Origin of the sequence: Nocardia sp. XZ_19_231 (assembly GCF_015355705.1) — a bacterium.
GTDB classification, from domain to species: Bacteria; Actinomycetota; Actinomycetes; order Mycobacteriales; family Mycobacteriaceae; genus Nocardia; species Nocardia salmonicida.
In genome coordinates this window covers 1,027,685-1,053,099 of the sequence record NZ_JACUZI010000001.1, presented here as the reverse complement: position 1 = coordinate 1,053,099, position 25,415 = coordinate 1,027,685, and the positions used below count along the sequence as shown (strand labels likewise).

Below are 25,415 nucleotides of genomic sequence, written 5' to 3'. Positions count from 1 at the left end.
GTTTTAGGTTCTCCTGAAATCAGTATGGTTGCCGCCACCTTGTCGGTGGCGCGGGGCGATCCGTTAGCGGATCAGTGACCCATGCAATAGCGGCCGTCGACGTGGATGACGGCGCCTTTGTCGGATCAGTGACCCATGCCCATGCCGCCGTCGACGGGAATAACCGCACCGGAGACGTAGCGGGAGTCCTCAGAAGCGAGGAAGCTGACCACAGCGGCGATGTCTTCCGGCTGGCCGAGACGCTGCAGCGGAATGTACTTCTTCGCCATGGTCTTCAGATCTTCGGGCAGGTCCGCGGTCATATCGGTCTCGATGAAGCCCGGGGCGACCACGTTGGAGGTGATCGAACGCGAGCCCAGCTCCCGAGTGAGCGACCGCGCCATGCCGATGACGCCGGCCTTGGACGCAGCGTAGTTGAGCTGACCGGCCTGGCCGGCCATGCCGACCACCGAGCCGAGGAAGATCAGCCGGCCCCAGCGACCCTTGAGCATGGCGCGGTTGGCCCGCTTGGCACAGCGGAACGCGCCGGTGAGGTTGGCGTCGATGACCCGTTCGAACTGGTCCTCGGTCATGCGCATCAGCAGCGTGTCATCGGTGATGCCCGCATTGGCGACCAGCACCTCGACCGGACCCTGGTGCTCCTCCACCTCGGTGAACGCACGATCGACCGATTCACTGTCGGTGACATCGCACTTCACACCGAAAAGACCTTCGGGCACCCCCGATCCGCGATGGGTGACGGCGACCTTGTGGCCGTCGGCCTGCAGGCGCTGCGCGACAGCGAGACCGATACCGCGGTTACCGCCGGTGACCAGGACCGACCGGGATGTGACGTTCGACATAGGGTTCAACCTATCTGTTCCGATTCGTGCGCCCCGCGTCAGGGTCGCGCCATTGCGACAGCTCACAACGCGGGGGCGGTGGGAGCTAGGGCAGACGTTGACGATAGAGCAAACTGACCACGACGCCCGCCGCGATGGCCAGCATGCCGAGCAGCAGCCACGGCCTGCTCGCATCGCCACGTGTTGTCTCGTAGCCGATCTGTTCCTCGAGGGTGTCGTAGACCGCGGTGAGTTCGGCCAGCGACGAGGCGGTGTAGAAGTCACCGCCCGACAGCTCGGCGATCTCGCGCAACGAGTCGTTGTCCACGGGCACCTTCACCCGCTGCGAACCCTTGCCGTCGGAGTCCGGGATCTCGACCGTGCCCCACTCGGTGCCGAAGGAGATCGTCGAGACCGGGATGCCCTTGTTCTTGGCCAGGCGCGCGGCGGTGAAACCGTGCCGCGGGTTGTCGACGTCCTTGTCGTCGGGCACGGTCTGCTTGCCGTCCGACATCAGCACCACGCGCGCGGGCGGGGGCGTCTCGGCGCCACCGAGCACGGCGGCCAGGGTGTCGATCGACTGCAGCGCGGTGAGGACGCCCTCGCCGGTGGCGGTGCGCTCGGCCAGCTTGATGTTGTCGATCGAGTGCTTGACCGCCTCGCGGTTGGTCGTCGGCGACACCATCACCGAGGCCGTGCCCGCGAACGTGACGAAACCGAGGTTGATGCCCGGCGTCAGACCGTCGACGAAATCCTTACCGGCCTTCTGCGCGACCTGCAGCCGGTTCGGCGGCACGTCGGTGGCCTCCATCGACAGCGAGACATCCATCACCAGAACAACTGTCGCGCGGTTGCGCGGCACCTTCTGCACAGCGGTCGGGCCGGCTGCGGCAATGGTCAGCAGCACCAGGCCGACCAGGATGAGCGCGATCGGCGCATGGCGCATGGGACTCGGGCGCGACGGTGCGACCCGCTCCAGGATGGCCATGTTGCCGAACTGCAGCATCCGCTTGTGCCGGGCGCGCTGCACCAGCACGTAGCCGAGCACGAGCAGGGCGACGACCGCGAGGAAACCGAGCCAGACAACGGCCGTGAAATGCGAAATACTCACTGGCGAGGCACCCGCCCGCTCGGGGCGCCGAGGCTGTGGCGCCGGGTGGACACGAACCGGACCACGTCGGCGATCCAGTCCCGATCGGTCTGCAGGGTGAGCACCGGCGCGCCGCAGCTGCGCAGCGCCTGCGCCACCTGCTCACGCTGGGCTCCGGCCGCGGCCGCGAAATCGGCACGCAGCGTGGGGGTCACGCTGAACTCGCGGGTGCGGCCCGATTCGGGATCGTGCAGCACCACGTCGCCGCCGTCGGGCAGCGCGATGTCCAGGGGGTCGAGCACTTCCACGGCCAGCAGGTCGTGGCGAGCGGAGATCGCGCGCAGGGAGCGCTGCCAGTCGACGTCACCGAGGAAATCGCTGATCACCACGGCCAGACCGCGTTTGCGTTGCGGACGGCGCAGCGATTCGATCCCGGCCTTGAGATCACCGCGCACACCGTCGCGGGCGTGCGGGGTGGTCGCGATGCCGCGCAGCAGGGTCTGGGCGTGCATGCGTCCGCTGCGGGCGGGGATGCGCACCAGGTCCTGACCGGTCGCCACGACGGCGCCGATCCGGTTGCCGCCGCCCGAGGTGAGGTGGGTGATCGCCGCGGCCGCCGCGATCGCGAGATCGCGCTTGTGTACCCGCCCGGTACCGAAGTCCAGGCTCGACGACAGGTCGACGACGAGCCAGGTCTCCAGCTCGCGGTCGGCGATCATCTGCCGCACGTGCGGATGGGTGGTGCGGGCGGTGACCGACCAATCCATCTGTCGCACATCGTCACCCGGCTGGTACAGCCGCGCCTCCCCCGGTTCCGAACCCGGACCGGGGATCAGCCCCTGATGATCACCGTGCAGCACGCCGTCGAGGCGGCGCCGCACGGTCAACTCGAGGGTCTTGAGCGCGGCCGACAGCTTCGGGTCGGTCAGTTCACCGGCACGGAACGACGGCGGAGCGTGAGACGAGGTGGGCACGCGGACAACGGGTTCCGGCGCACTCACTGGGGCGCGACGGAGCCGGCGGGCTGGGACTGCTGCCCGTTCACCGCCTGCGGCACAGGCTGGGGCTGGGGCGGCTGGGGCACCGGCGGCTGCTGCGGGGCAGCCTGACCGTTGGCCTGCGGGGCGACCTGCGGCAGACCGACGGTCTGCAGCACGCGCTTGATGACGTCCTCGGGCGAAACCTCGTCGGCCAGCGCGTCGTACGACAGCACCAGACGGTGACGCAGCACATCCGGGATCACCTCGACGACGTCCTGGGGCACCACGTAGTCACGGCCACGGATCAGCGCCACCGAGCGGGCCGCGGCGATGATGCCGAGGCTCGCGCGCGGGGAAGCGCCGTAGGAGATCCAGCTCGCCACATCGTCCATGCCGAAGTCGGCGGGCGTGCGGGTCGCGGTGATCACGCGGACCACGTAGTCGACGAGCGCGTGGTGCACGAAGACGTTTGCGGCCACCTTCTGCAGGCGGATGATGTCTTCGGGGTCGAGAATCTGGTTCGGCTCGGGCGCGCTCACACCCATCCGGTAGATGATCTCGCGCTCTTCCTCGACCGAGGGGTAGTCCACGACGACCTTGAACAGGAAGCGGTCGCGCTGCGCCTCGGGCAGCGGGTACACGCCTTCGCTCTCGATCGGGTTCTGGGTCGCCATGACCAGGAACGGATCGGGCATCGGGTAGGTCTTGCCGCCGATCGACAGCTTGCGCTCGGCCATCACCTCGAGCAGTGCCGACTGCACCTTGGCCGGTGCGCGGTTGATCTCGTCGGCGAGCACGAAGTTCGCGACGACCGGGCCGAGCTCGGTGTCGAACTCTTCGCGGCCCTGCCGGTAGATGCGGGTACCGATGAGGTCAGTGGGGACGAGGTCCGGGGTGAACTGCACCCGGGAGAACGAGCCGCCGATGACCTTGGCGAAGGTTTCCACCGCAAGAGTCTTCGCGACGCCCGGCACACCTTCGAGCAGCACGTGTCCGCGTGCCAGAACGGCGACGAGCAAACGCTCGACGAGCCTGTCCTGACCGACGATAACCCGCTTGACCTCGTAGATCGCCTTCTCGAGAGTCTGGACGTCACGCTCCAGGGTGCTCGGCGCAGCCGTACCGGCGTCCTTCGCCAGCTTCGGCCCGCTCACACCTTCCGTCGAAGTCACCAACATCCCCGCTTTCGCTTTGGTCCTGTGCGTGCGGCACCAACTATTCCATTGAATCGCCCGGTGCGCCGCAACCGGCCAGTACTAGACGGGGATTCGTCATCCTCGTGACGGCACTCACGTGCGGCGGCCGGTGTGGCGCACGCCGCACCGATTTCGCCCCTACCAGCGGCGATACGCATTCAGTCGGTGACGATGCGCACCGCGTACGGCATGATGCCGTCTTCACGGACCGGGGAAATCTTCACGACATCCCCGGATTCAGGGGCCTCGATCATCTTGCCGTTACCCAGATACATCGCCACGTGCACGCTGCCGCCGGGGCCCCAGAACAGCATGTCGCCGCGTTCGCGATCCGCGACGTCGACCCGGGTGCCCGCGTTGTACTGGTAGCCGCTGTAGTGCGGCAGCGAGACGCCGATACCGGCGAAGGCGTAGAGCATCAAGCCCGAGCAGTCGAAGCCGACCTTGTCGAAGTCGCCGTGGGCGTCACCGGTGCCGCCGTCGCGGATGCCGAGGGTGGGTCCGTCCTCGTCGCCGCCGCCCCAGGCGTAGGTGACGCCGAGCTGCGACATCGCGCGGTCGACCACGGTTTCGATCGCCGCCGAACCGGTTACCTGAGGTTGCGACGGGCGCGGCTTGGTTTTGCGTGGCGAGGCCGGGGTCGACTCGAGGTCGGCGTGCGGGCGCTGGCCCTCGTTGAGCTGGGCGGCCCGGTCGCGGGCGGCCTTGTCGGCGGCGGCACGTGAGGCGGCGGCGTTGGCCGCGGCCAGCAGCGCGAGCACCTCGGCTTCGCGTTGGTCGTCCCAGGTCAGGAAGATCTCGCGTTGGCTCTGGAGCCCGGCGACGGTCGAGCGGGCTACGTCGAGGGCGGATTGGGCGGCACTGCGGTCGCGGCTCAGGGTGTCGCGGGCCACGGCCTGGGTGTCGAACTCGGATTTCGCGATGTTCACCGCGGTCTGGGCGGCGTCGCGCTTCTGTTCCGCGCCCGCCGCGGCGGTATCGGCGTCGACCTTGGCCTGGCGGGCGGCGGAATTCTGATTGGCCTGGGCGACCTGGGCGCGGCGCAGACCGTCGAGCACCTGTCGCTGGTTCTTCGACACCATGCCGAGCACCTGGGCCCGGTCCATCGCGGCATCGGGGGTCGAAGAGGCGAGGTAGGTGACGACGGAACTGTTGGCGGGGCGCACGTAGGCCTGGGTAGCGACCTGATCGAAATCCTGGCGTGCCGCACCGACTCTCACGCCCGCGTCGACCAGTTGTGTCTGGCTGTCGGAGACGGCGGCCGCGGCCGTGTCGGCGGCGTCGCGTGCGATCTGCAGGTCGACGAGTGCCTGGTTGACCGCTTCGCGTTTGCCCGCGAGTTGGTCGTCGAGTTCGCGCAACTGCTGATCGACCGCGGCGACGCGATTGATCAGCACGCCGATCTCGCTGACCCGCGCGTCGACCTGGGCGCCCGCGCCGGCGATCTCACCGTCGGACGGATTAGGTGGAGGGGGTGGCACAGCAGCGACCGGTCCCGCGGCGAGCAGCACTGCCACCACCGCCAGCAAACCGATCGCTATTCGTAATAGACCTGGTTCGTCCCGCCTGCCCGCACTGCGCACGGTACCTCCGAGCATCTCGACTCGACATACGCCACCGGCGCATCAGTCGAAACACCGACCACAAGAGTCGACCAATGCCCCCTGTACCACTGCATTCACGATCGCGTTCACCGCAACCGTACGACACATGGTTCCCAAAGGAAACATCCGTCACAGTGGCGCGCGGCAACAATTCATCGATTGCTCGGAATTTGCGAGACGCGGGACAGTTTTGTACCGCAGAGAACAGACCGCTGGTCCGGAAATGTGGCTGGAGTGAAACCAGTTAGTTGGTGGAACTCGCATCGACGCGTGGTGACACGACGGCCGGTGCGTCCGCATCGGGACCGCGGCGGACCTTCACCAGGTACAGCCCGGCGATCACCAGCACCATGAGGCTGATCAACACCGCGGTGATGGCGCCCCAGGAGACGCCCTCCGGCTGCTCGAGCCGGTCGACGAAGGCCTGCACGGCCTCTTCGGGATGGTTGCCCTTGTACTTGGCCGAGTCCTCGGCCCACTCGAGCCGAACCCGGCTGATGCTGTCGCTGTAGGTACCGAGCCAATCGTCGCTGAATACCGCGACGGTGCCGTGCGTACTCTCGCCGACCTCGGTGGCCAGATCACGTAGGCTCGAGTCGTGGCCGGGATTACCGGGAACGATGACGACGCTGAGCGGGATCCCCTCGGATCGCGCCTGCGCGACGATCGCCGCCAGTTTCTCCTGATCCTGACCTTTGGGGGCCGCGACGTGATTGTCGGCGAGGTCGGACGCGACGCTGCTCAGCACGGTGTTCGGCGGCAGTTCGGCCGCCATCGGCGCAAAAGTGGTCATCTTCCATCCGGTCTGTCGAGCCACAGTCGCCGGTGTCGCGACGGGCGTCCAACACTGCCAAGGTGAGCGTCACTGCGTCTTCCCCGACTTCGCTCGTCAGGCACAGTACGCGACGCGGCGCTCGACTACGCCTGCACGGCACCACCGACGGCCCCCGCGTATTTCATAGGACAAGCGTACTGTTAGGCTCGTACGGCGAGGAATTCGGCATCTCACGGCGCCGGATACCCCCTCCGAAGACGCGAGTCGCCGGCACAGCCCCGCCGGCGGCACACCCTCACACATGAGTGGAGCTGACGTGACGAAGATTGATACCTTCGGCGCCAAAGGCACGCTCGAGGTCGGAAGTAACTCCTACGAGATCTTCCGTCTCTCGGCTGTTCCCGGCACCGAGAAGCTGCCCTACGCCCTGAAGGTGCTGGCAGAGAACCTGCTGCGCACCGAGGACGGCGCGAACATCACTGCCGACCACATCCGCGAGATCGCGAACTGGGACCCCTCGGCCCAGCCGAGCGTCGAGATCCAGTTCACCCCCGCGCGCGTGATCATGCAGGACTTCACCGGCGTGCCCTGCATCGTCGACCTCGCCACCATGCGTGAGGCCGTCACCGTCCTCGGTGGCGATCCGAGCAAGGTCAACCCGCTCTCGCCCGCCGACATGGTCATCGACCACTCGGTGATCCTCGACGTCTTCGGCCGCGCCGACGCGCTGGAGCGCAACGTCGACCTCGAATACGAGCGCAACGGCGAGCGTTACCAGTTCCTGCGCTGGGGCCAGGGCGCCTTCGACGACTTCAAGGTCGTCCCCCCGGGCATGGGCATCGTCCACCAGGTCAACATCGAGTACCTGGCCCCCACGGTCATGGTCCGCAACGGCCAGGCCTACCCCGACACCTGTGTCGGCACCGACTCGCACACCACCATGGTCAACGGCCTCGGTGTGCTCGGCTGGGGCGTCGGCGGCATCGAGGCCGAGGCCGCGATGCTCGGCCAGCCCGTCTCCATGCTGATCCCGCGCGTGGTCGGCTTCAAGCTGACCGGCGAGATCAAGCCGGGCGTGACCGCCACCGACGTGGTGCTCACCGTCACCGAGCAGCTGCGCAAGCACGGCGTCGTCGGCAAGTTCGTCGAGTTCTACGGCAAGGGCGTCACCGAGGTCCCCCTCGCGAACCGCGCCACCCTGGGCAACATGAGCCCCGAATTCGGTTCCACCGCGGCGATCTTCCCGATCGACGGCGAGACCATCAACTACCTGCGCCTGACCGGCCGCAGCGACGAGCAGCTCGCGCTCGTCGAGGCGTACGCCAAGGAACAGGGCATGTGGCACGACCCCGAGCGCGAGCCGGTCTACTCGGAGTACCTCGAGCTCGACCTGAGCACCGTGGTGCCCTCGATCGCAGGCCCGAAGCGCCCGCAGGACCGCATCCTGCTGTCGGAGTCCAAGTCCGCTTTCCGCTCCGACATTCTGACCTACGTCGGCGAAGGTGACTTCACCATGCTCGACGAGGGCGTCGACGAGACCTTCCCGGCGTCGGACCCCGTCTCCGTGTCGGCCAACGGTGCCAACGACGACTACGCCCCGGCCCACTCGGCCGCCGAGGGCGCCAACGGCCGTCCGTCCAAGCCGGTCGAGGTCGTCGGCGAGGACGGCAACAAGTTCGTCCTAGATCACGGTGCCGTTGTCGTCGCGGGTATCACTTCCTGCACCAACACCTCCAACCCGTCGGTCATGCTGGGCGCCGCCCTGCTCGCCCGCAACGCGGTGGAGAAGGGTCTGTCGACCAAGCCGTGGGTGAAGACCAACATGGCGCCGGGTTCGCAGGTCGTCACCGATTACTACGAGAAGGCCGGTCTGTGGCCCTACCTGGAGAAGCTGGGCTTCTTCGTCGGTGGCTACGGCTGCACCACGTGCATCGGTAACACCGGTCCGCTGCCCGAGGCGATCTCGGCCGCGATCAACGACAACGACCTCTCGGTCACCGCCGTGCTCTCCGGTAACCGCAACTTCGAGGGTCGCATCTCCCCCGACGTGAAGATGAACTACCTGGCCTCCCCGCCGCTGGTCATCGCCTACGCGCTCGCGGGCACGATGGACTTCGACTTCGAGACCGACCCGCTCGGCCAGGACACCGACGGCAACGATGTCTTCCTGAAGGACATCTGGCCCTCGGCCCAGGAGATCGACGACACCATCAAGTCGTCGATCAGCCAGGACATGTTCCGCAACTCCTACGCCACCATCTTCGACGGTGACAAGCGTTGGCAGGGTCTGGCGACCCCGGAGGGCGACACCTTCGCGTGGGACGAGAAGTCGACCTACGTGCGCAAGGCGCCGTACTTCGACGGCATGTCGATGGATCCCTCCCCCGTCACCGACATCTCCGGCGCTCGTGTGCTGGCGCTGCTGGGCGACTCGGTCACCACCGACCACATCTCCCCGGCGGGCCCGATCAAGCCCGGCACCCCCGCCGCGCAGTACCTCGACGCCAACGGTGTGGCCCGCAAGGACTACAACTCGCTGGGCTCGCGTCGCGGTAACCACGAGGTCATGATCCGTGGCACCTTCGCCAACATCCGGCTGCGCAACCAGCTGCTCGACGACGTCTCGGGTGGTTACACCCGCGACTTCACCCAGGACGGTGGCCCGCAGGCGTTCATCTACGACGCCTCGCAGAACTACCAGGCCGCGGGCATCCCGCTGGTCGTGCTCGGTGGCAAGGAATACGGTTCGGGCTCCTCGCGTGACTGGGCCGCCAAGGGCACCAGCCTGCTGGGCGTGAAGGCCGTCATCACCGAGTCGTTCGAGCGCATCCACCGCTCCAACCTGATCGGCATGGGCGTTGTGCCGCTGCAGTTCCCGGCCGGGCAGTCCGCCGCGTCGCTGGGCCTGACCGGCACCGAGACCTTCGACATCGCGGGGATCACCGCCCTCAACGAGGGTGTCACCCCCGAGACCGTCAAGGTCACCGCCACCGCGGAAGACGGCAAGGTCACCGAGTTCGACGCGGTCGTCCGCATCGACACCCCCGGTGAGGCCGACTACTACCGCAACGGCGGCATCCTGCAGTACGTGCTGCGCAACATGATCCGCGGCTGATTTTCGACCCCGGTGGCGCAACACCGTAAGGTGTTGCGCCACAAGGGCATTCGCTTGCCCATGAATAATGCGACAGCCCCCGTCTCGGTTCGCCGGGGCGGGGGTCCGTGTATCCGCTAGCTGGAGGAATCATGCCCAAGGTCAGCGACGACCACCTCGCCGCCCGCCGCAGCCAGATCCTCGACGGTGCACGACGCTGCTTCGCCGAATACGGCTATGACGGCGCGACCGTGCGCCGCCTGGAAGAGGCCATCGGCCTGTCCCGCGGCGCGATCTTCCACCATTTCCGCGACAAGGACGCCCTCTTCTTCGCCCTGGCCAAAGACGACGCCGAACGCATGGCCGAAGTCGCCGCCAACCAGGGCCTCGTCCAGGTGATGCGCGATATGCTCGCCCGCCCGGAGGAATTCAACTGGCTGGGCACCCGCCTGGAGATCGCGCGCAGAGTCCGCACCGACCCCGAATTCCGCGCAGGCTGGACCCAACGCTCGGCCGAGCTGACCGCCGCGACCTTGGCCCGCCTAGAGCGCCGCAAAGCAGCGGGCGCCCTCCGAGACGATGTCCCCACCGATGTCCTACTCGGCTACCTCGACTTGGTCCTCGACGGGTTGATCGCCCGCATCGCCTCGGGTCACACCAACGAAAACCTTTCCGCCGTACTGGATCTCGTCGAAGCCTCGGTGCGACGCAAGGAATCCTGAGTCAGGCTCGACGCGGCCATGGAGTAGCCCATGGCCGCCGAACTCTCGCCGATTGCGCGCGGCGGGAACTTCCTCGGAGGTCATTTCCCCGACCGGGATCGGCGGGTCAGCTCGCCCAGCCACTGAGCAAGGTTCGCGAGATACGGTCCAGGGCGACACGATCGGTCGGATTCAGTACTGCCAGCATCGCCGTCTCGTTCTCGGTGTGCGCCACGACCACCGTGTCGACGAGCGCCCTGCCCTGCCCGGTGAGCGCCACCCGCACGGCGCGTCGATCCCCGCGATCGGCGACGCGGCGAACCAGGCCCGCCGTTTCGAGTCGGTCGATACGTCCGGTCATCCCCGCCCGCGACAGCATCAGGGTATCGGCGAGCACCGATGGGTTGAGCTCGAAGGGTGCGCCCGAACGGCGCAGTGCCGCAAGCACATCGAACTCGCCGCGCTGCAAACCGTGTGCGGTGAACACACTTTCGATCCGCGCCGTGGCGATGTTCATCAGCCGGCCGAGCCTGCCGAAGACCGCCATCGCCTCCAGTTCCAGATCGGGTCGCTCCCGCTGCCACTGCGCCGTGATCGCATCGACCACATCCGGTTCACATTCATCCATGGACATCATTCTATTCGCTGAGATATAGTTCGGTAGCGAATTATCAACTGACGAACGGAATGGCCATGACGAACACCCGCGACATCGCCCTCTGCCTGCCGGAGGATGCCGAGACCCTGGGTACCGAGAATGTGCGCATGCGCCTGCTCACCGACGCGAACGCCAGCGACGGCGCGGTCAGCACGCTCGAAGTCACCATGACCCAGGGCGCCGACGGCGCCGCCCCACACTTCCACACCCGCTCCGACGAGCTGTTCTACGTCGCCGACGGCGAGCTCCAGGTCATGGCAGGCGACCGCATCCGCACCGTCGGCGCAGGCGGCTCCCTCGTCGTCCCACGGCAGATGCCGCACGCCTTCGGCGCCACCCCGGACAGCGGCGCGCGGATCCTGATCGCGCTGATGCCCGGCGTACAACGCTTCGAGTACTTCCGCCTGCTCGACCGGCTCATCCACGGCGACGCCACCCATGACGAATTCGTCGCCGCCCAAGAGGAATTCGACAACCACTTCGTCGACGCGCCCGCCTGGTGGGCCGAGCGCAACGCCCAACGCGGCTGATCCGTCATGCGGTTCCCGGTCGCACTGTGGCCGAGATTGCACGCCGATCGGGAACAACGAGTCGGAAGCCGCCGGTTATACGCCGTATGACGTTCTCCGTACCGGTCCTCGTCCGAGGCTACGAGCTCGACACCCAGGGCCACCTCAATCACGCCGTCTACCACCAGTACGGCGAGCACGCCCGGTGGGAGCTACTGCGTGCGGCGGGGATCGCGCAGGACAAGTTCATCGCCAGCGGCGTCGGCGCGGTGGTGCTCGAGTCGACCATCAAGTACAAGCGCGAGCTGCGCGGTGGCGACGAGGTCACCGTGACCTGTGCGTTCGACTGGAAGGAAGGCGAGAAGGTATTCCGCTTCCACCACCAGATCATCAAGCTCGACGGTACGGTCGCCGCAGAGATCACCGTGGTGGCAGGCGCGATGGATCTGACGACCCGTCGGCTCGTCGCGAAACCGGCCGAACACTTCCGCGAACTCGCCGAGAATCCCGAACTGCTCGGACTCTAGAGACCACATACGGCGCGGCAGGCACCCTCCGGCACAGACCCGGGGGCGCCGGCCGCGCCGTTGTCATATATGTTTGCTGTCAGATTGCCCGTGAGAACACGGTTGCAACATCCGAGTTGTCCGAAATTCTTTCCCGGCAAGGCGATCACGCGCCGCTCGGCGGTTTGTCCGGCGCTCCGCAAATCTCGCGAACCCGCTCGGCGGGCCACCTGTTCACGCTATGATCCGAAGCACCTTTTGGGGTCCTGGCAAATCGCGAGCAGACGAGAAAAGATCGGAGTGAGCGCCCATGACCGACGCCATCCACCTCCCCGCTACCGCGTCGTCCCGAGATCGGGGCCCCTCCTTGCGCGGATTGCTGGTGGCCGAGTCCGATCGCGACATCTCGGTGCGCGTCGACGGTGGAACCTGGACTTTCGACCGCAACGACGTCGTGCGACTCACCGAAGATCGCATGGGCGCGGGTGAACGTCAGGTACTGGTCGATATCCGCCCCGGCGCCACCGCCGATTTCACCCGACGGATGCGCGTCGATCTGGTCGACCGACCGATCACCCTCGCACCGGAACCGTCGGAAGCGCTGGGTGACGAGCAGCTGGCCCGCGCCACCCGCAGCTGGGCGACGAAACTGCGCATCGCCGAACGAGGTGGTGCCACCGGGGCGACGTTCACCTTCCGCGACGGCATCAACTGCGACAGCCTCGACTGAAACGGCGCGGAAGTCATGGAAGGCGCGACCGACGCCGTGCTCATCGTCTCCGAAACCGACGACCTGCACGCCGATGCGCTGGCGTCGACCTTGCGAGAACACCACGGCCTCGACCCGATCCGACTCGACTTGCGCGACTTTCCCTCCGAGACAGGGAGTTTCCGGCTCGACAAAGCGGGCACCAACCGCGCGATGTCGCACATTCACGGTCTCGACGACGTGCGCGCGGTGTGGTGGCGCAGGCCGCACCCGTGCACAGTTCCCACCGGCGTGCGTGCCGCCGACGACGAGTTCCGCCAGGCCGAGTGCGACGGATTCATGCAGGGCATGCTGTGGTCGATCCCGGCGTACTGGGTCAACGATCCGGCCGCCGAACGCACCGCCTCGCGCAAGATCGTGCAGCTCGAAACCGCGCAGCGGGCGGGTTTCACGATCCCGGAGACGCTGATCACCAACGACCCGGACGAGGCGCGCAGTTTCGTCGAATCCCGGTGTGGTCCAGTGGTGTACAAACGCACCGGCACCGGGCGTGGCGAGTTCTCCGAGACGAGGATCGTCACCGGATCCGAGCTGAACCGGCTCGACTCGATCCGCTCGACGCCGACCACGTTCCAGGATTACGTGGAGGCCGGCTGCGATCTGCGGGTGGTGTGGGTCGACGGTGTCGAGTGGAGTGTGCGCATCGACTCGCAGTCGGGGGTGGGCCGCATCGACTCCCGTCTCGACACCTCCGTCGCCTTCGCACCGGATCGGCTACCCGCGTCGGTGAGCAAGTCCCTCGCGACCCTGATGGGCGCGCTCGGACTCAGCTTCGGCGTGGTCGACCTACGCCTTGGCAGCGATGGCGAGTACTACTTCCTCGAGGTGAACCCACAGGGGCAGTTCGCGTACCTCGAGATCAAGACTGGGCTGCCGCTGTTCGCCAGCCTGGCGAATCTGCTGGTCCGCGGCGACGGAGCCGTCGCAGGCTGGTAGCGGCTCCGTCGACGACGCCCCGCTCAGTCGGCCGGATTCTTGCGCCGATTGGCGCCGCCGCGCCCACGCAGTTCGACGTGTGACTCGACCAGCACATTGTGGATGAAGCCGTACGAGCGGCCGGTGGACCTGGCCAGGGAGCGAATGGACGCGCCCGCCTCGTACTGCTTCTTCAACTGGGACTGCAACCGGTCGCGGGACTTGCCCGTTACCCGGGTTCCCTTGCCCAGCGCGGCCTTGCCGATCGTCGATTTACCTTTGGCCGACCTAGCGGCCTGTCTGGAACTGTCGCTCATGGCTTCCTCCGAGTCGCCGAGCACTTCCTCCAGGCTAGACACTCCACACTCGGTGATCAACGAAAACAGTGATCGAACTCACGCGATCCCCGCGAGTTCCTCCCCGACACCGCGATTCATGCGCGACACACCGCCTATGCCATGCCTGATCTTCGCCTGACTCCGGGGCCCTGCGTGGTGACGCTGCGCTACCGCCTCGGGCCCTGACGGATCAGGCGAGATCGATGAGCTCCGCGTACTCCGCCGACCAGTGGTCCTCGGTGCCGTCAGGCAGCAGAATGACCCGCTCCGGGTTGAGCGCCTCGGCGGCGCCGGGATCGTGCGTCACCAGCACCACGGCGCCCGCGTAGGTGCGCAGCGCCTCGAGGACCTGCTCACGCGAGACCGGGTCGAGGTTGTTGGTCGGCTCGTCGAGCAGCAGCACGTTCGCCGCCGAGGACACCAGCCCGGCCAGCGCCAGTCGGGTCTTCTCACCGCCGGACAGCGTGCCTGCCGGCTGATCGAGCTGCGGACCGGTGAACATGAACGCACCGAGCAGACTGCGCAGCTCCTGCTCCCCCGCGTCCGGGGAGGCATGGCGGATGTTCTCCCACACCGAGGCCTGGTCGTCGAGGGTGTCGTGCTCCTGGGCGAAGTAGCCGACCTTGAGCCCGCGCCCCTGCTCGACGCCACCCGCGGTCGGCGTCTCGACACCGGCGAGCAGTTTCAGCATGGTCGTCTTACCTGCGCCGTTGAGCCCGAGCACCACCACGCGACTGCCCTTGTCGACGGCGAAGTTCACGCCGGTGAAGATCTCGAGCGAACCGTAGAGCTTGGTCAGGTCCTTGACCATCAGCGGAGTCTTGCTGCAGGCCGCGGGCTCGGGGAACCGGATGCGGGCGACCTTGTCGCTCACGCGCACGTCGTCGAGGTCGTTGATCAACCGTTCGGCGCGACGCACCATCTGGTGTGCCGCAGCGGCTTTGGTGGCCTTCGCGCCGAGCTTGGCGGCCTGCTGACGCAGCGCGCCCGCCTTCTTCTCGGCATTGGCGCGCTCGCGGACACGGCGCTGCTCGTCGGTGGCCCGCGCGTCGAGGTACTTCTTCCAGCCCATGTTGTAGACGTCGGGCTCACCGCGCACGGCGTCGAGGAACCACACCTTGTTGACCACGTCGCCGAGCAGTTCCACGTCGTGGCTGATCACGATCAGGCCGCCGTCGTGGCTCTGCAGGAACCCGCGCAGCCAGGTGATGGAGTCGGCGTCGAGGTGGTTGGTCGGCTCGTCGAGCAGCAGGATGCGGTCGGAGCGCCCGCCCGAGCCGTCGGAGGCGGAGAACAGGATGCGAGCCAGCTCGATGCGGCGACGCTGACCACCGGAGAGGGTGCGCAGCTGCTGATCGAGGACGCGGTCGGGCAGCCCGAGGCTGTTGCAGATGCGGGCCGCCTCGCTTTCGGCGACGTAGCCACCGAGCGAAGAGAACTGGTCCTCGAGGCGCCCGTACCGGCGAATCGCCTTGTCGCGGGCGGCATCGTCGGCGACCTCGGCCATTTCGACCTGGGCCTTCTCCATATCGCGCAGCAGGACATCGAGCCCGCGCGCCGAGAGCACCCGATCTTTGGCGATCACATCGAGATCGCCTTCCTTCGGGTCCTGCGGCAGGTAACCGATATCGGTGGAACGAGTGATCTTTCCGGCGTACGGCTCACCCTCACCCGCGAGGATGCGCAGGGTGGTGGTCTTGCCCGCACCGTTTCGACCGACCAGTCCGATCCGGTCGCCGGACTGCACCCGCAGCGCCGGCCCAGGAGCAGACAGTAGGGTGCGGACTCCGGCCCGGACCTCCAGGTCGGTCGCCGTGATCACAGAGTTCTCCTCAGAGTAAGACAAACGGGAAAGGCATATCGGCAAGAACCACTTATTTTACCGTCGACGTCCTCAGAAGCCGCACCCGGCGCTGCCCGATGTGAGCGTGGTTACTCTCATGCCATGACTACCGATCTACTTGGCCGTACCGCACTCGTCACCGGAGCCAGTCGCGGCATCGGCCTCGCGACCGCGGCCGAACTGATGCGCCGGGGCGCGAACGTGCTGATCACCGCACGTAAACCCGAACCACTGGAGGCCGCGGCCACCGAGCTGCGCGCGCTGGGCCACAAGGGCCAGGTCAGCTTTATCGCCGGCAACTCGGGCGATGCCGACGCGCGCGCGGAGGCCGTGGCAAGGGCCGTCACCGAGTACGGCTCGCTCGACATCCTGATCAACAACACCGGCATCAACCCCGTCTACGGTCCGCTGATGGACGCCGATCTGGGTGGCGTCAGCAAGATCTTCGATGTGAACGTGGTGGCCTCGCTGGGCTATGTGCAGCAGGCCTACCGCGCGTGGATGGCCGAGCACGGCGGCGCCGTGGTGAACGTGGCCAGCGTCGCGGGTATCCGGTCGTCCGGGGTCATCTCGGCCTACGGCGCGTCGAAGGCGGCGCTGATCCGCCTCACCGAGGAGCTGGCCTGGCAGCTGGGCCCCAAGATCCGCGTCAACGCGGTGGCGCCGGGCGTGGTCAAGACCAAGTTCGCCGATGCGCTGTATTCCGACGACGAGGAGCGTGCCGCGAGCGTGTACCCGATGAAGCGACTCGGCGTGCCCGAGGACGTGGCCCGGCTGATCGCCTTCCTGGTGTCCGACGAGGCCGCGTGGATCACCGGCGATTGTGTGCGGGTCGACGGCGGGTTCCTGTCCACCGGCGGCATCTGAAACCCACCGCGTCTGAAACTCGCAGGGGCGGGCAGCGGTTTCGCGTTGCCCGCCCCTGCGATGTCGTGTCAGACCGAGGTCTTGCGGCTTCCCGTCGAGACCGAAATGCTCTCCTGCCCCCGCGAGTTCTCCCGCGCACCGTCCTCGGCCCGCGCCGCGTCGGCCTCGGCTCTGGCCGCTTCCGCCCGCGCCGCCTCCGCCCGCGCGAGTGGATCCACGACGACGATCTCCTCGGGCCTGGCGGCGGCGAGCGGATCACGCACCACCACTTCACGTTTCGGCGAGCGCGCCGCACCGCTGTCGTCCAGGCCCCACCGGTCGTGCAGGCGACGCAGGAATTCCGGTGCGTACCAGTTCGCGTCGCCGAGCACCTTCATCGCGGCGGGCAACAGGAATCCGCGCACGAGGGTGGCGTCGACGATCACCGCCAACGGCAGGCCGATGCCGAACGCCTTCATGAAGGTGATGTCGGAGGCCAGGAAGCCGAGGAACACCAGCGAGATGAGGATCGCGGCGGCGGTGACGATGCGCCCGATCCGTTCCAGGCCGAGCGCGACCGCTGTCTCGTTCTTGCCGGTGCGGTCGTATTCCTCCCGAATCCGCGACAGCAGGAACACCTGGTAGTCCATCGCGAGCCCGAAGGCGGCGGCGAACAACATCACCGGGACCGTGGCGGACAGGTCCCCGGTGACGGTGAAGCCGAGCACCCCGGACAGGTGCCCGTCCTGGAAGATCCACACCAGCGCACCGAAGGTCGCGGTCAGGCTCAGCGCGCTGAGGATCACCGCCAGCACCGGCAACACCACGCTGCCGGTGAGTGCGAACAGCACGATCAGCATCATGATCACCACGAAGCCGAGCGCCCACGGCAGTTCGTTCTCGATGGCCGCGACCGAGTCGGCATTGGCCGCGGCCACACCGCCGACCAGCAGTTCGCTCGGCGTCCGCACCGCGCGCACCTGCTCGACCAGGTCGGCGAGGGCATCGCTGTCGCCGGTGCTCGGCACGATCGACAGGTAGACAGCCTTCTCGACCCGGAATCGCGAGTTCACCGCGGTGGGCTCGAGCAGCAGCCCGCCCTGGGCGTAGCTGCCGGTGGCGGTGTCGACCCGACGGACGTTGCCCAGGTCGGACATATCCCGGGCGATCGTGTCGAGTCCCGCGGCGCTGTAAGCGCTGTCGGGAAGCACCGCGACGAGTGTGTGCTGGTCGCTTTCGCCGAAGTCGCGCGCCACGATCTCGGTGACCTGACGGGAGTTCATCGATTCCGGCAGCGTGCGTTCGTCCGGGAAACCGAGATTCACGCCGAGGAACGGCGCGCCGAGCAGGAGCAGTAGTGCGGTGACCGCGAGCCCGATCGAGATCGGCTTGCGCATCACGGCGGTGGCGAGCTTGTGCCAGGCGCCCTCACCCGGCGCGGGGCGCGGGGCGCGCAGGAACCACCAGCCGAACTGACCCTTGTCGATGCGCGTGCCGATCAGCAACAGCGCCGCGGGCAGCACGGTGAGCGAGACCAGCGCGGCCAGCGCCGCAACGACGATGCCCGCGTAACCCATCGACCGGATCGCCAGCAACGGGAAGAACAGCAACCCGGCCAGCGCCACCGCGACGGTGAGCGCGGAGAACGCGACGGTGCGGCCCGCGGTGCGCAGGGTGGTGGCCACCGCACCGGCCGGGGTGCGGCCTTCGGCGAGTTCGTCGCGGTAGCGGTTGACGATCAACAGGCTGTAATCGATGGCAAGACCGAGGCCGAGCAGCGTCGCCACATTGGCGGCGGTCACCGACAGCGGGGTGACCAGGGTGAGCAACCACAGCGCGCCCATGGTGGTGAGCACGGTGCCGATCGCGACGAGCAGCGGCAGGCTCGCGGCGACCAGACCGCCGAAGACGAACAGCAGCGCGATCAGCGTGAGCGGGAAGGCGATGGCCTCTCCCTTGGCGATATCGGTCTTGCTCTGTTGCACCGTCTCGTGCATGAGCATGGCGAAGCCGCCCGCCCTGACCTGCAACGATCCCTGTTCGCCCGTCAGCTCTTCGGAGATGGCGGTGACGCGTTCGTCGATCTCGCGTTCGGTGCCGAGCACACTCGCGACGATCAGCCCCTGCTTGCCGTCGACGCTGCGCAGCGCGGGCTGGTGGGAGGTCCAGTACGACATCACCCCGGTGACACCGTCGCGTTCCTGCAGGTTGGCGACCAATGCCGTTGCCGCCGCCGTGGATTCAGGGTCCTCGACCGAGGACTCGGTTTCCACCAGCAACAGCAGGTTCGGCGGCGCCTGCCCGAACTCCTCGCGCAACACCTCGAGCGCACGGCTGGATTCACTGCCGGAGTCGGTGTATCCGCCGCCCTCCACCCGCTCGAACAGCGTGGCTCCCAGCGCACCGAGCACCACCGCGAGCACCGCGAAAACGCCGAGCACCCAGCAGCTGCGCCGCCTGGTGAATTCGAACACCGGATTGTCCCCTAACTCGTCACGCCATTGTGCGGCACGCACATCGACGTGTGGGAGCTGGAAAGACTTCCGGCCGGTCCGCCTCGTCGGCCCGATCCTGTTGGCGGGTCGGCGCGTTCGCTGAGCGATCGTAGCAACTTCGTGGCGGTACCGCCGGGCCTCCGTCACACCCTTGTTCGTCCCGGTCAGCTACCGGTCTCGACCACCGCGCCACGACGACGATCCCGATCGCTCCAGCAGGCTTCGACTACCGGCCGACCGCCCCGACGACCGAGGTCATAACAGTGCGGCGCAGGGTCGGAGGCAGGTCGGCGAACAGCGCGCGCATCGCGGCGAGGGTGCCGCGAAGGTCGCCGTGGCCCGACAGATAGGAACGCTGAAGTGGGGCGGGCAACCCGAAGAACACCTCGAAGAACACCGGGACCTCGTGGGGCGGGAGAGCCAGCAGCGCACGCAATCCCGCGCGACGCAGGGCAGCGACGGCCCGTGCTTGCGGAGTCCACACCGTGCCACCCGCGACCACGGTGTCCGCCGCGGCGAGTGCCGCGGCGACGCTGTACCCGGTCGCGGGATGGGTCAGACCACCGGCGGCGCCGAATCGACCACCTCCCGGCGTGCCTCCCTGCACCGGAAAGCGCACTCGCTCAACAGGTTCTGCTCCCGTGAGCGCGATCCCCCGCGCATGTAACCGATGTTCGAGTCGGCGCCGCAACACCTCCGGTGCGAGCGCTGGTCGGCCCGCGAGGCAGGTCTCCTCGAGCAGCACGGTGTCGGCACCGAGCGGGATGGCGTACAGAAACGACGGTGGGTCGACGGGGTCGGCACCGTTGTCGAGACGCCAGTCCATGAACAGCGTCGGCTCGAGTCCCGTCCGGGCCACGACCACGCCGTAAGCGGTCTGCTCTGCCCGGCGCGACGACCGAGCCAATCCCCGCGCATCGACCACCTGACCGGTACGGGTCAGTCCACCCGCCGTCCGCACCGATCGCGCCTCCACCTCGACGACCCGATCCGCGATCACGGTGGCACCGTCGAGCGTCAACGACGACTGCAGTGCCGCCGTATCGAACACCTGATAGACGCGATCGATCCGATGCTCGCCCACCGCCCACGCCGTCGGGGCGTCCACTGTCGCCGCCACTACGGCGGGATCGAGCCACCCGGGCAATTCATCGGCCCATGCCGCATAGGTCGGCGTCCACACCCGATCCGGGTGCGGATCGATCACCGTGACAGCGTGCCCCGCCGCCAGCGCACGATGAGCAACAGCCCGTCCCGCCGGACCGAGCCCACAGACGATCACTTCCACACCCACCCGATAATTTGATCAGACGTGCCGATTTCAAGCACCGCCGGATCACGGGCCTGCACCTATTCGGGAGCGCTTTCTCACCCGGGCGCTACCTATCGACAATGATGGGTTGCATGAGGTCGATCTGGAAGGGCTCGATCGCTTTCGGGCTGGTGAATGTCCCGGTCAAGGTTTATACCGCGACCGAGGACCACGACATTCGGTTCCATCAGGTCCACGCCAAGGACGGGGGCCGGATCAAATATGACCGGGTCTGTCAGGTGTGCGGCAATTCCGTGCAGTTCGCCGATATCGACAAGGCCTATACCTCGCCGGATGGCGAGCAGGTGGTGCTCACCGACGCCGATTTCTCGAAACTGCCCGCCGCGGAGAAGCACGAGATTCCGGTGCTGGAATTCGTGCCGTCCGATCAGATCGACCCGGTGCTGTTCGAGAAGAGCTACTACCTCGAACCGGATTCCACGACGCCGAAGGCCTATCAGTTGCTGGCGGCGACCCTCGAACGCATCGACAAGACCGCGCTCGTGCATTTCACGCTGCGCCAGAAGACTCGGCTGGCCGCATTGCGCGTGCGTGACGGCGTGCTGGTCCTGCAGACGCTGCTGTGGCCCGACGAGGTACGCGCCGTGGAATTCCCCTCGCTCGACGAAGCGCCTGCCCCACGCCCGCAGGAACTGAAGATGGCCGAAACTCTCGTGGAGTCGATGTCGGGCGATTTCGACCCTTCCGAATACACCGACGAATACCAGATCGAACTACAGAAGCTTCTCGACGAGGCCATTGCCAGCGGCACCGGCAAGGTCGAGCCCGCCGCCGAAACCGAGCCCGCCGAGCAGGCCGACGCCGAAGTCGTGGATCTGGTCGCCGCGCTGCAACGCAGCCTCGAGGCCAGCGGTCGCCGGGAAGCCGCCCCGGCGAAGCCAGCGAAAAAGGCCGCGAAAAAGGCCGCGAAGAAAGCCGCGCCGCGCAAGGCCGCCACGAGCAAATCCACCGAGTCCAAGACCGCGACCCGCAAGGGCGCGTAGGGCACACTGACGACCATGGACACCGCCATCGCTGTCGTGCCGATGGGATTGGGACACCTGCGTCAAGTCCTCGACCTCGGCCATCAGGTCTTCGACACCACCATCAAGCCGTACACGTCGTGGTCGCTCACGGCCGTCGCCGAGCACCTCGACAGCCCCGACAACGCCTGCTGGGTGGCCCTGGATTCCGACCGGGTGGTCGGGTTCGTCCTCGGGTCGATGGAGTTCGAGCATCGCGACGACTGGGCGTATCTGGAATGGATCGCGGTCGCCCCCGATATGCAGGGCCACGGGATCGCGCGGCGGCTGGTGAACGTGTGCTCGGAGGCGCTGTTCGCGCGCGGCGCCCGCCATATCGTCACCGATGTCGAGGACCGCAACAGCGCCTCGGCCGCACTGATGACCAGCAGCGGGTTCGTGCCCGCCGCGACCGTCACCCTGCTGGTGCGGCCCAACCCCGCCGCCCCGGACGACGCCACGCTGCCGCCGATCACCAAACGCGACCTCGTCCGCCGCGGGAGACTCTCGATAGAACACCCGCTGCGCTGATCCCCGGGCCGGACACGGCGCCGGATTCACATTGTCCGCAAGTTAGACGGGCGTGCCACTATTTGCGAGGATTTCGCTCATGGCAAGTCAAACCGTTGTCGACGGGTAGTGCCGGCAGCTTGGATGACCGAGTTCATCTTCTGCGAGCGATTCGGGAGTACAAGTGAAATTCCGTCGGACACTGGCGATCCCAGTGCTGATAGCAACCGCGGCCCTCACCCTGACCGCGTGCGGTGCCGATGACGAGTCGGGCACGGTCGTGCGGATCGGCACGACCGACAAGGACAAGGCTTTCGAAGTCTTCGAACAGAAGGCGAAAGAGCAGGGCATCACGCTGAAGGTCACCAACTTCTCCGATTACAAGCAGCCGAATACGGCGCTGTCGCAGAAACAGGTCGACCTCAACCTGTTCCAGCATCTGCAGTTCCTCGGCCAGTACAACGTCGCGAGCTCGGATACGCTCACCCCGATCGGCTCGACCTACATCGTTCCGCTGGGTCTGTACTCGAAGAAGCACAAGGCCCTCGCCGACATCCCGGCCGGCGGCGAGATCGCGATCCCCAACGATCCGACCAACCAGGCGCGTGCGCTGTTCGTGCTGCAGGCCGCCGGGTTGCTGAAGATCACCGGCACCTCGGTCCAGCCGACTCCCGCCGACATCGACAAGGCGGCCTCCAAGGTGCGCGTCACCCCGGTCGACGCCGCCCAGACCGCGCTGTCGCTGCCCTCCGTGGACGGCTCGGTGATCAACAACACCTTCCTCGACCGGTCGGGTGTCGACCCGAAATCGGCGCTGTACAAAGATGATCCGAACAATCCCGCGGCGGAGCCGTATATCAATGTGATCGTCAGCCGCGCCGAGGACAAGACGAATCCGACGTATCTGAAGCTGGTCGAGATCTGGAAGGACCCGGCCGTGGCCACCGCCCACGCCGAGGTCACCAAGGGCACCGCGGTCGCGGTGAACCGGCCCGGCGCCGAGCTCGAACAGATCCTGGACCGGGTGCAGCAGGGCATCCGCACGACCAAGTGAGTGCGCAACCCGCCGCCGTCGAATTTCGTTCCGTCACCAAGGTTTTCGGCAGCGGCGGCGATCGGCACACCGCACTCGAGAATATCGACCTGCGGATCGAACCGGGTGAGATCTTCGGCGTCATCGGCTATTCCGGGGCGGGCAAGTCCACCCTGGTACGGCTGATCAACGCGCTGGACAAGCCGACTTCGGGCACCGTCACGATTTCCGGCACCCCCATCACCGGGGTGCCGGAGTCGGCGGTGCGCAAGCTTCGCCGCGATATCGGCATGGTGTTCCAGCAGTTCAACTTGTTCCGATCATGCACTGCCGCAGGCAATATCGAATATCCGCTGAAGGTGGCGGGCTGGAAGCGTGCGGAGCGCAAGGCGCGCGTGGCCGAGCTGCTCGACTTCGTCGGGCTCACCGACAAGGCGCGCGCCTACCCCGATCAGCTCTCCGGCGGGCAGAAGCAGCGGGTCGGGATCGCCAGGGCGCTGGCCACCTCGCCCTCGCTGTTGCTGGCCGACGAGGCCACCTCCGCGCTCGACCCGGAAACCACCGGCGAGGTGCTGCGACTACTGAAGAAGATCAACGCCGAACTCGGGGTGACCATCGTGGTGATCACTCACGAGATGGATGTGATCCGCGCGGTCGCCGACCGAGTGGCGGTGCTCGCCGAAGGCCGGATCGTCGAATTGGCCTCCACCTTCGATGTTTTCGCCGCACCACAGGCCGCGCCGACGCGCTCGTTCGTGGCGACGGTGCTGCACAACCGGCCCGATGCGGCGGAACTGGATCGCTTGCGGGAGCTGCACGGCGGCCGATTGGTGACTGTCGACATCGACGATCACAGCGGAATCGGGGCGGCATTGGCCGCCGCTACCGCGGCCGACGTGCGTTTCGAGATCGTCTACGGCGGGGTGAGCACGTTGCAGGACAAGACTTTCGGCAGCGTCACCCTGGCGCTGCACGGGCCCGATGCCGCGCTGGATCGCGTGGTCGCCGACCTGGAACGGAAGGCGGGCTGATGGAGACCAACTGGGAGAAGTTGCGGCCCACGCTGTTCGAGGCGATCGGGACCACGATCTACCTGGTCGGCGTGACATTCGTGGTCGCGGGCGTGATCGGGCTGGTGCTCGGGACCGCGCTCTACACCACCCGCAAGGGTGGGCTGCTGGCGAACGCGCCGATCTACTTCGTGCTCAATGTGTTCGTCAATGTGGTGCGCCCGATTCCGTTCATCATCCTGCTGGCCGCGCTCGGCCCGGTCACCCTGGAGGTGGTCGGCACCACGATCGGCTCCGAGGCGGCGCTGTTCGTGATGATCGTCGCGGCCTCGTTCGGGATCGCCCGAATCGTGGAGCAGAACCTCGTGACGGTCGATCCCGGCGTGATCGAGGCCGCGCGTGCGGTCGGTGCGGGACCGCTGCGGATCATTCTCACGCTGCTCATCCCGGAAGCGTTGGGGCCGTTGATCCTCGGCTACACCTTCGTGGTGATCTCGATTGTCGATATCTCGGCGATGGCGGGCACTGTGGGTGGCGGCGGACTCGGTGATTTCGCCATCGTCTACGGGTATCAGCAGTTCCAGTGGCAGGTCACGATCGTGGCGGTGCTGATCATCATCGTCGGCGTGCAGGGTGTGCAGTTCTTCGGCAATTGGCTCGCCAGGAAGGTGCTACGCCGCTGAAATCAGTAGTGGCACGGACCGATCCGGTCCGTGCCACTACTTTCGGAGATTTCCTAGATGTTGGCCGTGCAGGCCGACAGGATGACGCTCGCCGCACGCGGTGAGGCCGAGCCCGGATCCGGGAACGGCGCCGCGCTGATGCCGAGTACATCCACCGCCGAGCGCTCGGCCGCGGCCAGGGAGTGATCCCACGACCAGCCGAAGCGGTAGTCCGCGCCTTGCGCCACCGCACCGCAGGCATTGCGGAACTCGACGACGATCTGGCAGTCGCGCACACCGCACTCGTCGAGCGCGGCCTGGCTCGCCGCCGCCCAGCTGCCGTAGTTCACCGCCGAGGCCACCACGGCCTGGCCCGCCGACAAGGCAAGCGCCCCATAGAGGTCGCCCGCCGCGGCCTGGAAACCACCATCGCGCGACACCGCCGTGTACCCCGGCACCTCAGCGATCGCCACCCCGCTGGCCCCCGCGGAAGCAGCCCCCGCGTTCACCACGGTGAACGCAGCCACCGCGGCCACACCGAGGGCATATTTGCCCACAACAGACATCAGAGATTCTCCCCGTCGAAATTTCGACTCCGCACCTCGAAGCCGAACCAATCATGAACGGCCCACTCACTCCCCCGGAAATAGCTTTCCGGCATCGCGACGACCATTCGGCGAAACCGGTCATAGCGCCGAGACATATCCGGCGACAACAGTTCTCGCG

At 67.0% G+C, this 25,415-nt stretch carries 24 protein-coding genes; 12 read left to right on the top strand and 12 right to left on the bottom strand.

The annotated features are described in order from the left end of the window. Positions 1-125: 125 nt before the first annotated feature. The 6 genes from fabG1 to IBJ82_RS04690 all read right to left on the bottom strand — a co-directional run bounded on the left by fabG1 (position 126) and on the right by IBJ82_RS04690 (position 6,484). Positions 126-842 (bottom strand): 3-oxoacyl-ACP reductase FabG1, encoded by a 717-nt coding sequence (gene fabG1 / locus IBJ82_RS04715; protein WP_194824657.1) that lies wholly within the window; start codon positions 840-842, stop codon positions 126-128. An 85-nt stretch (positions 843-927) separates the two neighbouring features. Further along, entirely contained in the window at positions 928-1,932 is a 1,005-nt protein-coding gene (locus IBJ82_RS04710) for a VWA domain-containing protein (RefSeq protein WP_062983157.1), read from the bottom strand. Continuing rightward, the gene (locus tag IBJ82_RS04705; RefSeq protein ID WP_056810314.1) at positions 1,929-2,885 is read right to left on the bottom strand and encodes a DUF58 domain-containing protein; all 957 of its coding nucleotides are present in this window, start codon (positions 2,883-2,885) and stop codon (positions 1,929-1,931) included. Before IBJ82_RS04705 ends, IBJ82_RS04710 begins: the two co-directional genes overlap by 4 nt. A gap of 23 nt (positions 2,886-2,908) precedes the next feature. Continuing rightward, positions 2,909-4,069 carry a MoxR family ATPase gene (locus IBJ82_RS04700; RefSeq protein ID WP_194824656.1) on the bottom strand — a complete coding sequence of 387 codons (1,161 nt, stop codon included), beginning with the start codon at positions 4,067-4,069 and terminating at the stop codon, positions 2,909-2,911. A 176-nt stretch (positions 4,070-4,245) separates the two neighbouring features. Further along, positions 4,246-5,685, bottom strand: a complete 1,440-nt coding sequence (locus IBJ82_RS04695) for an NlpC/P60 family protein (RefSeq protein WP_194824655.1) — start codon at positions 5,683-5,685, stop codon at positions 4,246-4,248. Positions 5,686-5,935: 250 nt separating this feature from the next. Further along, entirely contained in the window at positions 5,936-6,484 is a 549-nt protein-coding gene (locus IBJ82_RS04690) for a DUF6676 family protein (protein WP_194824654.1), read from the bottom strand. Positions 6,485-6,782: 298 nt separating this feature from the next. On the opposite strand from IBJ82_RS04690, the gene acnA reads away from it, so the two are divergent. Continuing rightward, on the top strand, positions 6,783-9,581 hold the full coding sequence (acnA, locus tag IBJ82_RS04685; RefSeq protein ID WP_370585146.1) for an aconitate hydratase AcnA: 2,799 nt from the start codon (positions 6,783-6,785) through the stop codon (positions 9,579-9,581). Between the two features lie 131 nt (positions 9,582-9,712). Further along, the gene (locus tag IBJ82_RS04680) at positions 9,713-10,282 is read left to right on the top strand and encodes a TetR/AcrR family transcriptional regulator (RefSeq protein ID WP_056810327.1); all 570 of its coding nucleotides are present in this window, start codon (positions 9,713-9,715) and stop codon (positions 10,280-10,282) included. A 106-nt stretch (positions 10,283-10,388) separates the two neighbouring features. Here IBJ82_RS04680 and IBJ82_RS04675 read toward each other — a convergent pair whose 3' ends face one another. Further along, positions 10,389-10,889 carry a MarR family winged helix-turn-helix transcriptional regulator gene (locus IBJ82_RS04675; protein ID WP_194824652.1) on the bottom strand — a complete coding sequence of 167 codons (501 nt, stop codon included), beginning with the start codon at positions 10,887-10,889 and terminating at the stop codon, positions 10,389-10,391. A 65-nt stretch (positions 10,890-10,954) separates the two neighbouring features. On the opposite strand from IBJ82_RS04675, the gene IBJ82_RS04670 reads away from it, so the two are divergent. From IBJ82_RS04670 to IBJ82_RS04655, 4 genes are all read left to right on the top strand, one after another. Further along, entirely contained in the window at positions 10,955-11,449 is a 495-nt protein-coding gene (locus IBJ82_RS04670) for a cupin domain-containing protein (RefSeq protein ID WP_370585145.1), read from the top strand. A gap of 86 nt (positions 11,450-11,535) precedes the next feature. Beyond that, positions 11,536-11,955 carry a thioesterase family protein gene (locus IBJ82_RS04665; RefSeq protein WP_194824651.1) on the top strand — a complete coding sequence of 140 codons (420 nt, stop codon included), beginning with the start codon at positions 11,536-11,538 and terminating at the stop codon, positions 11,953-11,955. A gap of 289 nt (positions 11,956-12,244) precedes the next feature. After that, entirely contained in the window at positions 12,245-12,664 is a 420-nt protein-coding gene (locus tag IBJ82_RS04660; protein ID WP_194824650.1) for a hypothetical protein, read from the top strand. A gap of 15 nt (positions 12,665-12,679) precedes the next feature. Then, positions 12,680-13,639 (top strand): MvdC/MvdD family ATP grasp protein, encoded by a 960-nt coding sequence (locus tag IBJ82_RS04655; protein WP_194824649.1) that lies wholly within the window; start codon positions 12,680-12,682, stop codon positions 13,637-13,639. 23 nt (positions 13,640-13,662) lie between these two features. Here IBJ82_RS04655 and IBJ82_RS04650 read toward each other — a convergent pair whose 3' ends face one another. Next, positions 13,663-13,935 carry a helix-turn-helix domain-containing protein gene (locus IBJ82_RS04650; protein WP_056815384.1) on the bottom strand — a complete coding sequence of 91 codons (273 nt, stop codon included), beginning with the start codon at positions 13,933-13,935 and terminating at the stop codon, positions 13,663-13,665. A 211-nt stretch (positions 13,936-14,146) separates the two neighbouring features. Beyond that, positions 14,147-15,778: an ABC-F family ATP-binding cassette domain-containing protein gene (locus IBJ82_RS04645; protein ID WP_194824648.1), complete on the bottom strand. Its 1,632-nt coding sequence runs from the start codon at positions 15,776-15,778 to the stop codon at positions 14,147-14,149. A 123-nt stretch (positions 15,779-15,901) separates the two neighbouring features. Between IBJ82_RS04645 and IBJ82_RS04640 the strand changes: the two genes are divergently transcribed. Further along, complete coding sequence (locus tag IBJ82_RS04640; protein ID WP_194824647.1) at positions 15,902-16,666, top strand: SDR family oxidoreductase; 765 nt, start codon at positions 15,902-15,904, stop codon at positions 16,664-16,666. A gap of 68 nt (positions 16,667-16,734) precedes the next feature. On the opposite strand, the gene IBJ82_RS04635 is transcribed toward IBJ82_RS04640, so the two are convergent. Together IBJ82_RS04635 and IBJ82_RS04630 are read right to left on the bottom strand one after the other, a co-directional pair. Continuing rightward, positions 16,735-19,119 (bottom strand): MMPL family transporter, encoded by a 2,385-nt coding sequence (locus IBJ82_RS04635; protein ID WP_194824646.1) that lies wholly within the window; start codon positions 19,117-19,119, stop codon positions 16,735-16,737. A 247-nt stretch (positions 19,120-19,366) separates the two neighbouring features. Beyond that, positions 19,367-20,434, bottom strand: a complete 1,068-nt coding sequence (locus IBJ82_RS04630; RefSeq protein WP_370585143.1) for a lycopene cyclase family protein — start codon at positions 20,432-20,434, stop codon at positions 19,367-19,369. A 110-nt stretch (positions 20,435-20,544) separates the two neighbouring features. Between IBJ82_RS04630 and IBJ82_RS04625 the strand changes: the two genes are divergently transcribed. From IBJ82_RS04625 to IBJ82_RS04605, 5 genes are all read left to right on the top strand, one after another. Beyond that, complete coding sequence (locus IBJ82_RS04625) at positions 20,545-21,456, top strand: Ku protein (protein WP_194824645.1); 912 nt, start codon at positions 20,545-20,547, stop codon at positions 21,454-21,456. A gap of 15 nt (positions 21,457-21,471) precedes the next feature. Then, the gene (locus tag IBJ82_RS04620) at positions 21,472-22,005 is read left to right on the top strand and encodes a GNAT family N-acetyltransferase (RefSeq protein ID WP_194824644.1); all 534 of its coding nucleotides are present in this window, start codon (positions 21,472-21,474) and stop codon (positions 22,003-22,005) included. A 163-nt stretch (positions 22,006-22,168) separates the two neighbouring features. After that, positions 22,169-23,038 carry a MetQ/NlpA family ABC transporter substrate-binding protein gene (locus IBJ82_RS04615; protein ID WP_194824643.1) on the top strand — a complete coding sequence of 290 codons (870 nt, stop codon included), beginning with the start codon at positions 22,169-22,171 and terminating at the stop codon, positions 23,036-23,038. Further along, the gene (locus IBJ82_RS04610; RefSeq protein ID WP_194824642.1) at positions 23,035-24,048 is read left to right on the top strand and encodes a methionine ABC transporter ATP-binding protein; all 1,014 of its coding nucleotides are present in this window, start codon (positions 23,035-23,037) and stop codon (positions 24,046-24,048) included. Before IBJ82_RS04615 ends, IBJ82_RS04610 begins: the two co-directional genes overlap by 4 nt. Continuing rightward, entirely contained in the window at positions 24,048-24,710 is a 663-nt protein-coding gene (locus IBJ82_RS04605) for a methionine ABC transporter permease (RefSeq protein WP_194824641.1), read from the top strand. The genes IBJ82_RS04610 and IBJ82_RS04605 overlap by 1 nt, the downstream gene beginning before the upstream one ends. A 53-nt stretch (positions 24,711-24,763) precedes the next feature. On the opposite strand, the gene IBJ82_RS04600 is transcribed toward IBJ82_RS04605, so the two are convergent. Further along, the gene (locus IBJ82_RS04600) at positions 24,764-25,255 is read right to left on the bottom strand and encodes a DUF4189 domain-containing protein (RefSeq protein WP_194824640.1); all 492 of its coding nucleotides are present in this window, start codon (positions 25,253-25,255) and stop codon (positions 24,764-24,766) included. Positions 25,256-25,415: the final 160 nt, after the last annotated feature.